This window comes from Galbibacter sp. L-19 (genome assembly GCF_056857615.1).
Genome location: NZ_JBSXNL010000057.1, coordinates 1 through 11,430 on the forward strand (window position 1 = coordinate 1; position 11,430 = coordinate 11,430).

At 31.0% G+C, this 11,430-nt stretch carries 10 protein-coding genes; 1 reads left to right on the plus strand and 9 read right to left on the minus strand.

Annotated features, from left to right (window positions below; genetic code table 11):
• Positions 1-101 precede the first annotated feature (101 nt).
• From AC13CQ_RS10545 to AC13CQ_RS10580, 8 genes are all read right to left on the minus strand, one after another.
• Positions 102-1,448 (minus strand): ATP-binding protein, encoded by a 1,347-nt coding sequence (locus AC13CQ_RS10545; RefSeq protein ID WP_482882882.1) that lies wholly within the window; start codon positions 1,446-1,448, stop codon positions 102-104.
• Positions 1,445-2,653 (minus strand): SIR2 family protein, encoded by a 1,209-nt coding sequence (locus tag AC13CQ_RS10550; RefSeq protein ID WP_474507799.1) that lies wholly within the window; start codon positions 2,651-2,653, stop codon positions 1,445-1,447. The genes AC13CQ_RS10545 and AC13CQ_RS10550 overlap by 4 nt, the downstream gene beginning before the upstream one ends.
• A 181-nt stretch (positions 2,654-2,834) precedes the next feature.
• Positions 2,835-4,010, minus strand: coding sequence for an SH3 domain-containing protein (locus tag AC13CQ_RS10555; RefSeq protein WP_474507798.1), 1,176 nt, complete (start codon positions 4,008-4,010; stop codon positions 2,835-2,837).
• 15 nt (positions 4,011-4,025) lie between these two features.
• Positions 4,026-4,796, minus strand: coding sequence for a hypothetical protein (locus AC13CQ_RS10560; protein WP_474507797.1), 771 nt, complete (start codon positions 4,794-4,796; stop codon positions 4,026-4,028).
• Complete coding sequence (locus tag AC13CQ_RS10565; protein WP_474507796.1) at positions 4,783-5,709, minus strand: MvdC/MvdD family ATP grasp protein; 927 nt, start codon at positions 5,707-5,709, stop codon at positions 4,783-4,785. The genes AC13CQ_RS10560 and AC13CQ_RS10565 overlap by 14 nt, the downstream gene beginning before the upstream one ends.
• A complete protein-coding gene (locus AC13CQ_RS10570; protein WP_474507795.1) occupies positions 5,706-6,044 on the minus strand; it encodes a hypothetical protein in 339 nt (112 codons plus the stop codon). The genes AC13CQ_RS10565 and AC13CQ_RS10570 overlap by 4 nt, the downstream gene beginning before the upstream one ends.
• A gap of 936 nt (positions 6,045-6,980) precedes the next feature.
• Positions 6,981-8,078: a nuclease/transposase family protein gene (locus AC13CQ_RS10575; RefSeq protein WP_474507618.1), complete on the minus strand. Its 1,098-nt coding sequence runs from the start codon at positions 8,076-8,078 to the stop codon at positions 6,981-6,983.
• 2 nt (positions 8,079-8,080) lie between these two features.
• The gene (locus AC13CQ_RS10580; RefSeq protein WP_474507794.1) at positions 8,081-8,866 is read right to left on the minus strand and encodes an RNA polymerase sigma factor; all 786 of its coding nucleotides are present in this window, start codon (positions 8,864-8,866) and stop codon (positions 8,081-8,083) included.
• Between the two features lie 513 nt (positions 8,867-9,379).
• On the opposite strand from AC13CQ_RS10580, the gene AC13CQ_RS10585 reads away from it, so the two are divergent.
• The gene (locus tag AC13CQ_RS10585; protein ID WP_008615500.1) at positions 9,380-9,607 is read left to right on the plus strand and encodes a helix-turn-helix domain-containing protein; all 228 of its coding nucleotides are present in this window, start codon (positions 9,380-9,382) and stop codon (positions 9,605-9,607) included.
• A 679-nt stretch (positions 9,608-10,286) separates the two neighbouring features.
• Here the strand turns inward: AC13CQ_RS10585 and AC13CQ_RS10590 are convergent.
• Positions 10,287-11,249 (minus strand): hypothetical protein, encoded by a 963-nt coding sequence (locus AC13CQ_RS10590; protein ID WP_008615495.1) that lies wholly within the window; start codon positions 11,247-11,249, stop codon positions 10,287-10,289.
• Positions 11,250-11,430 lie beyond the last annotated feature (181 nt).

Genomic DNA, 11,430 nt, shown 5'->3' on the forward strand with positions numbered 1-11,430 from the left:
AAGGTGAATCCATGAGAAAAAAAAGAAAAAAACAATGATAAATTTTATATTTTTATAAGCACAAAACTGCTCTTTTTAGAACCTGTTTTACTATGCTCAATTTAAACAGGAATGGGTGGGTCAACTTTACAGGAATTTACACTTTGCCTTCCAATACCATCTAAAAACCTTCCCCAAAACATAGTTTCGTAAGAAAGTCTTGAAATTAAACCAACAGCTAAATCCATAACATCAAAAGGTATTCCGCCTAAATCAAGTATTGTTATCGGCTTATCGTGATTAATCCACTCACTTAAAAGGTCATCTAAATCTTTTTTGACACCATCATATTCAGTTGTATCGAAAATAAAATCAATTCTATTGTCTAAAAGTTTTCCTCGTAACTTATTAAGATATGATGATAATAATTTGTTTTGGGTATAAATAAATGGTGCACTTCCTCCATTTCCTGGTGGTTGAAATTTGGGTAATTCTAATGTGTCCTTATTACCTTTTAATTCATTGCCATCTGCGTCTGTTTGATAGGCAATAGTTGATAAATCTCCTTTTGTGTTTACTGTGGCAAAAGTTTCTATATACAGTTCATACCAAATTTTCTTTAAGTCAAATGGGATTGGTGAATTAACAGTTATTTGATTTTCTGCAATTACTCCAGATTTAAGTTTAGATGATAATTCTATTTTTTGCTTTAAAATCTCTTGTTGAAACCTTAAATCTTGTGTCATATCTGTCGATTGCTTTTTGTCGAATAAAATCAGAGCCAATTCATTATACGATAAACACCAATATGGGATTTTTAATGGGTTATCTCCATCAATTGAATATACTTTACTATAATCCTTTAAAGCTGTATGATATTCAGAATGTGGGTCAATTAATATGATTTTTGCTTTTGGGTAGTTTCCAGAATTAATTGCTTTCAATAAGGAAGTAACAGTGTTGGATTTACCAGAACCAGTTGAACCAACAATTGCACTATGTCGAGTAACAAGTTTATCGACATCCAACAAGGCAGGAATAGATTCGGAACTAGCTATGTTCCCTATTTTAATGTAATTTACATCAGAAACCTTTCCATAAATTTTAGTCAAGTCTTTTTCGGATACTAAATGTGCTTCATCACCGATTGTTGGGTATTGACTAATTCCACGTTGAAAACTACCTTTGGTAGTTCCTTCTCCAACTAAATGAACAGTCATCCATCTATTTCCATACGGTTGCTGGTCGATTAAGTTTTCAGGTACTGAACTTGCACCAACTTGAGATATGACACCGTATAATAATGTGAAGCCTATTGGGATTTTTATAAATGTTCCTATTTGACCAATTCTATAACCTTGTCCATCAATGTATGTTAAACCAGATAGAGATTCATTCGATAATAGAACTCTTACGCTAGAACCTTTAACATCTTCAATTGTTCCTAAAAAAGTAGCTTGATTTTTCATTTTTTTTCTTCAATTTCACTACCAACTAGTTCTTGCAAAAAGTCCCCTAATTTTGCGAAATCTCCTAACTTTAGATTCCACGAAATTATTTTGTTTTCAGCATCTTCTGGGTCATCAGTTTCTATTCTATGAACTACTTCGGCAATATTATCTTCTTTTTCAAAAGTATCACTAGGTTCCCAGTTTCCTTTTTTTGTTCCGATAATTGCCTCATCAAAAGCCCAAAGACTAATATTAGGTCTGCGTTTTGCTATTTCCTCTGCTCTTGGATAATCTGAAAGATTACCAAATAGTAATGCAATTACAATTGAAGTTGGATTTGCTTTTAATGCGTTAAGAATAGCATCGTTTATATGTTCATCATTGAATGAATATCCAGATGTTAAAAGAATTGCAGGCTCTGATTTTATAGAATTTGTTAAATGGTCTATCAACGCTAAATATGGCATTTTTCTACTTTGGTCATATTTTAGATGAGATGGAAATATCAAATGTGACTCTTGGTCTTGTATGTTACTTCCTGTACTTCTATGGACTGCGTTTTTAGACTGATACCAATTTAAAGAACCGTGGATTTTCCATAATCTTGTCCAATGTTGAGGAATAGAATTGCTTTCTATTGCACGAAGGTCAAAAAATGAATTACGAGCACCAACAAAACCGTCAAAATATGGAACATAGGTTTCCTCCAAAGCTTGCTCAATTAAGAGGTCATAATTTGTTGTGAAAATTTCTATTGGCTTATCTCTATCTATAGATGCTATCCAAGATGCAAATTTATGATATGGTGTTATGTCTTTTGGAAGTTCAACATTTATCAATTCAGCGATGTATGAGCAAATTTCTTTCTCTATTTCAATTAGCTCTTTATTTGTAAATCCTCTAGCTTCTCCACCAAGAGATACATCTTTTAAAGAGCGAGCAAAGCTCAATACTAATTCTATATTTTCGTGGTCTTTTGAATCTTTTTTAATTTCTTCTATGAAATCGTTATACCTCAATTCCTCTTTTCCTTCTTTTATTAATTCTGCGTTTACTTTTTGACTTAATTCCTTTATGGCAGGAATTAAAGGCCATTCGCCTTCAGGCATAGTCACTCCCAAAGGACAACCAGCAGAAATGAAAAAAGACAATGGTTTTTTATCATTTGATAATGATTGGCTTAAAAATTTTATTTGCTTGATTGGGTCGTGCGTGTTTGACATTCTTTTTATTTTTTTAGCATCGGATTATATATTCATCATAATTCAATTTGGGTAATTTATTTCATTTCCAGTAAATTTAATTACGGATTTCCTCAGGCATATATGAGCGTTGGAAAGAAACAACTCTTTTATTTATTACTGTTTCGCCTATTTTTTATATACATCTTTGTTGTGTGTAGTGCTATTCTGCTAATTTGGTTCTCACTATTTTCCATTTTCCGTACTGATATTCTAAAATAAGTATTTGTTTCCATCTTCTTGAAGTGTGCAAAGGGTCACTTGCATAATAATCAGCAAAAACAACTGCTTGGTCATCAAAAGCATTTTCAAGTCTTACTTCGTAAACAGTCACGTAATCAATTCCACCATAAGCATCCGTTGATGAAAACCATTTGTAACCACCATTTTTATTCCAGCTTGGATTATTAGTTAATGAAAATGCACTATAAAATTCTTCATCGCCCAAATATTTTAAAAATCTCTTAACGACAGAGGTCGGGCTATCTTTTTGGTTGCTTTCGGTAATTTTACTATTAGATATTAGACTATTACTTAAAAATCCTATGAAAAATCCATCATCCACTTCTACTATGATTTTTGTCCAAGAGCTATAAGTTGAATTGTCAATTATTCGGATTTTTTCGTTTCGCTCAATTGTAGTTAGCACATTTGTAACTGTTGTCGGTCCTAATCTCAAATTGGCTTTTCTTGCAGAAACGTATTTACTTGGTAAAGCGTAAATTTTTGATACATCTATGTCAAATATCTCGTTTACTGTTGCTTTGTTAACATCATTATTTGAGTATTTTTCTTCTGAATTTTTTAGTTTTTTCATTGAAGAATTTTCATTAATAGTAATATCATTTATATACCCAACTGTGCCGTTTGATATTACCTTATAAAATCCGTTGTCATATTCAATTACTTTAACATTACTACCTTTTTTTAATGGACGAATTGCATCGTATTGTGATGGTGTTCTCCATAATTGACCATAAGAACTTGTAGTCGTATAAATTGTACTTGAATTATATGAACTGTTTGATGTACTCGATGATGTGGTGTTATATGTGGTTTTAGGATAACTTGTAGTAGTAGTTGAATATGTGCTTGGTGTATAAGTTGAAGATGTATTATTGTCAGGTGTTATATATCCAGCTCGCCCTGTATATGGGTTTGTATTTCCTCTGGTTGAAAAATTATCTCTATTAGTACTATTAGGTGCAGTTCGATAATGAGGCTTTACATAAGTACCATTGCTTCTATAATATCCACTAACATAAACGTGATTTGGATTTGTTTGCGCAAATGAAAATAAGAATAGAAAGAAAAATAGAATTGTAAATATTTGTTTCATAATTTCATTTGTTTTTTACCACAGTACTTTGTTGCCAGTAGTGCTTTTCACAATAGTGTCTTTTTTTTCCGTTTTTAATTGCTCTTTTAAAATCAGATTCTGTTCTTTTAATGTCTCAATATACTCTTCAAATTGTTTTATTTCAATTGGATTCTCTATTTTAATTTCTTCTGTTTTTGAACTAATAAATAATAATGAGGCACATAAAAACACTACTAATATTGATGTGAATATATTTCCATACCTAAATGAATTATAAGCTGTTATGAGATTTGTAGCTTTTACATTGTTAATGGAAATGTTATTGTTTATTGTAAAAAGAGAGTCTTTTATCTCCATCTTTAGAAACTTTTTGACACTTACATCTTGTTTGCTTAAAATAGAATTTGGTGAATTCTTACCGTAATTGAAGTTTTTAACATTAAAGTTTTTAAGCGCATTATTTATTGTAAGAATGTAGAATAAATAGGCAAGAGCCAAAACAACTATAAATAGGATTTTAAGGTATAGGTTGAAATCTAAAACCTTGTCAATGATGAATGGCATAAACAAGCTTAATAAAGAGAATATTAGTCCAGTTTGAGCGATTAATTGTGAAGTTTTATTTTCAATTACATTTAATCTGTTGTTTTCTTCATTTTCAATCTCTTTTAAATATGCCTTATGTAATTCTAATTGTTTTTCTTTTGAATTAGTATAATCGTTTATGTCGTAATTATATGGTTTTTGGAACTCCAATTTTTTGAAAAGTCCAAATGACTGAAAGAGAAATTTAAGTTTTGTCATTTTCTAAAAATTTGATTATTTCATCGGACATTTCTTGTCCAGTCTGCATTTCAATCCAAGCCCATTGTCCGTTTGGATTTATTTCTAAAAACACATATTCATCTTTTGGTGTTTTGATTAAGTCAATTGCACCAAATTTAAGATTTAACTCTTGTAAAAGTGTGACGCATTTGTCTGCAATATCTTTCGGAATTTCAACGATATTAAAATCAAGTTTTTCTTTTCTCCAATCATTCTTGGTGTTTTCATTCGATTGTGAATAAACAGAAGATGCAAAAACTTTTTTATCAATTACTGTTACACGAATTTCGTATTCTTTCTTAATGTTTTCTTGAAATATGCAAGGATTGATATCAAAACCATCAATTGAATCTATTAGTTTTTGACTAACTGAATTAGTAAAAATAAAAGCAACATCATTATTGTAATTAATCCTTGTATGAGCTAATGGTTTAATAATAATGTCTTTGTTATTTTTATTATAAAACTCTCTGATTTTTTCTTTTTCGTTGGTTATGATTGTTTGAGGAATATTAAAGCCAATTTTCTTTGCAACTTTTAGTTGAAGAGCTTTATTTTCAGCGTTGTAAACATATTTAGGTTCGCTTAACCAATTTGCATCTATGGTTGCAAAAATATTCTTAAGAAGCGAATCATATTCGGTAAGAATGTAATGTTTCTCTTCTTGTTTTAAGTCGTTTATTTCTGGGAATTTAGTTCGTCTGAACCAAACAGACTTGAAGTTATTTATGCCATCAAATGAGAAAGAAAAATCATTGTTGAAATTAAAGCTATAATTTTTGTTTATTAAATCTTCACAATTAAGTCTTTTGTATTGGATTCCTTTTTTGTTTAATTTATTAACTACAAAATCGACTGTATAGTCTTGTTTATGTGTAATAATTAGAATCATTTGATATCTTCATCAGAATCGACAGCTTCAGAAGATTCCGTAAGTGTCGATGTTCCCATAAGCTGAATTAAACTATGGATATTTGCATCGCTATCTGTAGCTTCCATTTCAGTATATGTTCGAGTAGCAGTATCCATTCGAAAATCGGCATCAGAGTCTGATGCTTCTCCACCAGTTTTTGTAAATGTTTCTGTTTCCATATTCAGAGAATCAATTGCAGGTAATTTTGTGGTTTTATCTACACTTAAATTAAATTCATTATCATATTCGATAACGGAATAGTCAAACTCACTTTCCGATGGTTTCTCTAAAAATTCGAATGTTATTGGTTTCATAGGTTTCTGTTTTTCCGCATTACTGGCAACGTCTGTATAAACACATGTGGTGTATTTATCTCAATTATATTTATTTGAACTAAAATAAATATAATCCTTTCAAATCAAGTAATTTTTTCTAGCAAAGAAGCTATTTTATAGATATAAGTACCTTTAATTCTAAGTTGGATAAACTCCTTAAGCATTAAAATTACTTAACAAAGTAAACTAAAGATTAAATACTATCATTACGGAAATCCTCATTTTTTATGAAAATGCAGCTTTTCAGGAATATTAAATGAAGAACTATGATATTTAATCTATTCAAGTGGACAAAGGGGGATAGCAAGAGGGTAACACGCTAAAGCGATGTTACTGGTTTACATTTCCTCGAAATCCCCTTTGTTTATATCGGTTTTCAGCGTTTTCAGTATCTTTTAGATTATTCCTATTTACTTTGTTTTTGCAGCAAATCCTTCTCTATCTCTAATAAATAGGCTATTTTTTGCTGCAAAAAGTATGATTTCGCATATCTATGCTATATAAATTTCAGATGTATTTTAAGAAAATTTCTTGAAATGAATTTAGGTGTTTTCGGAAGGTTTTTTACTAAAAAATGCGCTCAGCCTTTTAAAACTAGGGTGTTTTTTAGTAAAAAATGAACAGAAAGCCTTTTTAGACTTCCTATTTAATTTGTAGTTGAGAGAACTTTAAAGTTTTCCTAGCTTCAATGAAGAGTTTTTAGGTAAACGTTCTTATCATGATAATATTTTAATAACTCCTATAAATCCCATTCAAAAAATAGTATTAGTTATGGTAAGATTTAGGGCTTTTTACCCTAATCAGAATATAGAAAAATAAAGAAAGCCCACGCCGTTGTATATGCTATAAGCATTTAGTGAGCGCTATAGGTAAACCTCACCCTACGGGTGTACAAGCACCCTCTAAATTAAATCATTAAGCTGTAATTAGCTCAATACCTGCTTTATCGGCTTTGTATTTTATTTTAGTCATTAACTCATAATAACTCCAATTTCTAAGGACAAAATCTTCCTTTTTAGCAATCTCGATTTTGTCCTCTTGATTTATTAAAATCAGTGTTCCCGCTTGATTTTTTACACAAAAATCAATCAGTTTTCTACTGTATAAATGTAAGCGATGGGATACATAATTAGTTTCTGCATCTCGAAGCTTCTCCACAGCCTTTAATTTTCGCTTTTTCCCTTTTCCTGATTTACAATAAGTAATTCCTTCCTGTGTTCTTTTATAGGCGGCTTGTATAGCTAGCCTTCGGTATAAAAATTCTTCTCGACTTCCAATAGCTAGCTTTGTTTTGCCTGTTTTAACCACTATAGGATACTCAAGAGAAAGTGAAGCTTCTGCGATAACTTCAGGTTTAAGACCATGCTCTTCTTTTTCAATTTCAAATACCGCTAACCAAAAGATTTTTCCATCCTTTAATTTAATCTTTGAGGTACACAGCTTCATATCCCCTTCAACCAAACGCTCTAATAATCTTCGTTTATCGGTATAGTCTTTTCCTAAATACGTTTTAAACGGTATAGAAAACAAACGGAAACAAAATGCCTTTTTATCAGGATTATAGGAAATCCGACTCATTGTTTTCGCAGGGAACGGAAATGCCATGTCTCTTTTGAAATTTCGTAGGGAACAGAGTCCTTTCCAGTAATCCGATTTGTTTTTGTTAAAAGTGGACAACAAGGTATTGTTCAAGCTCGATAGAATATCCGTTGGAATTTCTCCTTTAAACTTGTCACACACCACTCGGAAAGTTGTATTCATACGGGAACGCTGCAAAATACCATCTTTATCTTTTTTCTCATCTGCCAGTTTATATTTGATTCCTTCGGAGAGGTAAAAAAAGTCTTTAATCATTTCCTGCACATACATATGAGACATCATAATATTCGCTGCTCTAAAGCACCGATTCTGGTATTGATATAATTTGTCTAGTTTCTCCTTCCGTTCTTCTTTGGCTGGCAGGTCTACTAGTATCTGAATCTTTCGAGTGAGTTTAAGTGTTGATTTCCCCATAACTATGCTGATTTTAATTGCTGCTTATGTTGCTCTTGCATTAGCTTATAGGCGGTCACAAATTCTTTGTGGACTTCCTTTTGGGATAGTTTAAGTTCGTTGGCGATAAATGCAAAGGACTGTTTCTCTTTACATCGTAGCTCCAATACTCTTTTTTGTTCTTCGGTCATTACACCTTGCATCTTTATCCCAATAGCTGGACTTTTCTTAACTGCCTTCATACCTCCCTGATGGATGATGGTTTTTAAATCTTCTATGGCTCTTTTAACCTCGTTACTGGTCTCTGTAATACCTTTTCCCATCACTGCACCAATTGCTTTATATTGAAAACCGTATTTTAAACAGAGTTCTATTAGGTGTTTTCTCTCATTACTTAATAGGGGTAATACTTTTTTGAGCTTTTCAAATTGCTGCTGATCGAATTCCTGATCTTGAAGATGGGTATCAACTTTTTCTGGATCATAGCCTGCCATATAATCTTGGTAATTATTAAAATTATCTAAGGAATAAGTTTTTCTATAAAATTTATTTCTGGGCGTGCTATAGTAGGAGATACATTCTCTTTTCATCACAAACTTTAAGAAAAAGTAAATATGTTTTGGCGTTTCTATCCTGTCTCTACAAACCCACAGTTTTAAAAAAACATTTTGAACCAAGGTCGCTATCACAAATTCATCATTGAGCCATCGTTTTCCCACCCAGAAGATACTCCTGTTGTATTGCTCATGAATTTTAACCAAAGCAGCGGGATCATTATTTTTTAATAATTCAAAGTTTGTGTGTGGCATAATAGATTTTGTTTTATTAAATGCTAAACCACTTGGAATCAGCAAAGCCATACAATTGCCTAGCCCTGTAATAACAAGAAAGAATCAACATTAAATCTTTATTAATAGAAGCATGGCCGGATACCATGAAAAATGAAGTACGTGAATTATAGGATTAAAAATGTCGATTACCGGAATTAAAAAAGTGCAACAGGGTATCCTATAATTAAAAATATCATATTGGGTTCTTTGGTTTTTTCTTAAATAGAATGTCAAATACAGTTACACCATCCCCATAACGGAAAAAACCAAACATTTTAATTTCTCTCTTAAATATCCTAAAAAGCATTTGTTATAGATAACTTTTTATATGGGAGTCTATATTTAGTATGCACTAAAATATTGTTAAGGACAATGCTTTTAATGCTAAATCATTAACTGATAGTCAAATATAATAAAATTATTTAAATAATGGTACATGTACCATTGAAAAGAATGTAAAAATAGTAGCTCTTTGTAATAAATCTACCCGAATTGGCAACTGATATAGAACAACATATAATAAATTCAATTAGAAAAAAGCGTTTAGAGCTCAACATTACACAATTAGAGCTTTCTCAGAGACTGGAAATGAACGATAGTTTTATATCTCATGTAGAAGCTAAAAGCAGAAGAGCCAAATACAATTTGAATCATCTAAATGCAATTGCCAAAATATTCAAATGTTCTCCTAAAGACTTTTGGCCAGAAAGAGCTATCTAAAGTCAACCATACTCTTAATTAATATTTTTTGTTTAAATTACTAGGTTAACCAACTACATGTTGGTGTCAAGAATCTTAATCACAAGTTGAACTTATCAGGATAAAAAATCAATTTTATTTATGTATTGAAAAATAAGAACCCATGCAACGACAAGACCGAACGCACAGGATTTATAATAGATATGCTGTAAACGAGCAAGTTAAAGAATTCATCAGCTATTCAATTTAATAGCTTTTGATAAAGAGAGTATTGATAAAAGAGTCTAAACTCTTAATTTTAAGGCATTTTTTTAGGGCACGCATATTTTTTTATCATATAATCTGTAATTGGGTCTAATGTTTTACCTGTTTCGGGATGTAAACCCAATGATGTAAAAAATTCCAATTCCTTTTTTATATTCCTACCATACCATATTTTCACCCTCCCAGAAAAGTTTTAGTTTCCCTAACTCAAAAGCTTCTTAGCAAAGTAAATCAGGTGCTATCGAAAAAACCTGTCCATCGACATGAAATGTGTTGTTTAATTCTTCCTTAATTCCATTTTCTATGTCTTCATATTCAGCACGGGGTAAGATAATGCATAACGATTACCAGCTATATAAAGTAACGTGAGACAAAACTAAAATAATATATATAAAGTTATTGATGTATCCATTTTTTAACAATGTTAGCAGTAAGATTATTTCATTTGATTGAAAAAGAATTTTATCACAGCAAAATTTATTTCTGAAGTTGTCCAATGTCCAACATTTTCATAGTTCTCAAAAAGCGGAAAAATGTTTTTCTCCAAATATAACTCTTGACATTTTAAATACCTTACTTGTACTTCTCTCCCTAAGTAGTTGTTAATGATTTGGCGTTCATGCTCACTGTAGGCATCATCAAACTGAACAGCATCATTTTCATCTAATTCACCCATATAAATAAATTGGGTAATTTGTTTAAAGGAAGCAATATCAAATTTTTTATCAAATAAAACCGTGAAATCGTTTAGACCAAGAGGGTAATTTAATTTTGTACCATTAATATCCTTTTGAGGTAGCATCAGTTCACCATTAAACCCACCAATGGCTAATGCTTTTATAGCTTCTGGATGTATAAAAGAAAAACGATTTGTAAACGTGGCAGATGCAGAAAAACCACTCATAAATACTTTTGAATCAACTTGAATATTCATTTTGTTTAAAACTATTTTAGCATCATTAATTATGGCAAGTAATTGTAAGTCTAGCCGTTTTAATTCAGGAGATTTTTCTAACATAACATCTCTGTCTAATGCATGAGTGTAGATTAATTCTTGCTTGGCAGGTCTAGGAAATATAGGAACCAGTAAGGGTATTTTTAGCATTGTAGAAACATTGTTTCCTACAGAACTTATTGACGCTAAATCAATAGCATACTTTTTATGAACTTCTATACTATCGGTAGTTCTACCTGTATTATTTGGCTCTACCAGTAGGTATGTTTTTTTGTTAAAGGGTGTTTCTTTTGGAATAAACAAGATATAGTCATGATAAAAACCTTTTTCAGAATTCTTCTCGATAATAACTAAAGTGTCACTTTTAGAACACTTTAATTCATTATTTTGAGCGAATGAAAACAGACATTTGATCGATAAGATTAATAAGAGTATGGTTCGCATTTATTTTTTTAACTTTCGACGAACAAGTATGGAATATGTTACAGATATATTTTGGATTTGCAACAAAAAACTGGACAATTAATTCAATGAGTACGTAGTATAACCATTTTTTTGCAGAGATTGTGCTATTTACTAATTTTCATATCTTTATAATATTAAAAGAGAGTAAATTATATCTCCA

Bases quoted from the DNA above. Each gene is read 5' to 3' on its own strand.
- AC13CQ_RS10545 (WP_482882882.1), bottom strand. From the start codon at position 1,448: ATGAAAAATCAAGCTACTTTTTTAGGAACAATTGAAGATGTTAAAGGT.
- AC13CQ_RS10550 (WP_474507799.1), bottom strand. From the start codon at position 2,653: ATGTCAAACACGCACGACCCAATCAAGCAAATAAAATTTTTAAGCCAA.
- AC13CQ_RS10555 (WP_474507798.1), bottom strand. From the start codon at position 4,010: ATGAAACAAATATTTACAATTCTATTTTTCTTTCTATTCTTATTTTCA.
- AC13CQ_RS10560 (WP_474507797.1), bottom strand. From the start codon at position 4,796: ATGACAAAACTTAAATTTCTCTTTCAGTCATTTGGACTTTTCAAAAAA.
- AC13CQ_RS10565 (WP_474507796.1), bottom strand. From the start codon at position 5,709: ATGATTCTAATTATTACACATAAACAAGACTATACAGTCGATTTTGTA.
- AC13CQ_RS10570 (WP_474507795.1), bottom strand. From the start codon at position 6,044: ATGAAACCAATAACATTCGAATTTTTAGAGAAACCATCGGAAAGTGAG.
- AC13CQ_RS10575 (WP_474507618.1), bottom strand. From the start codon at position 8,078: ATGGGGAAATCAACACTTAAACTCACTCGAAAGATTCAGATACTAGTA.
- AC13CQ_RS10580 (WP_474507794.1), bottom strand. From the start codon at position 8,866: ATGCCACACACAAACTTTGAATTATTAAAAAATAATGATCCCGCTGCT.
- AC13CQ_RS10590 (WP_008615495.1), bottom strand. From the start codon at position 11,249: ATGCGAACCATACTCTTATTAATCTTATCGATCAAATGTCTGTTTTCA.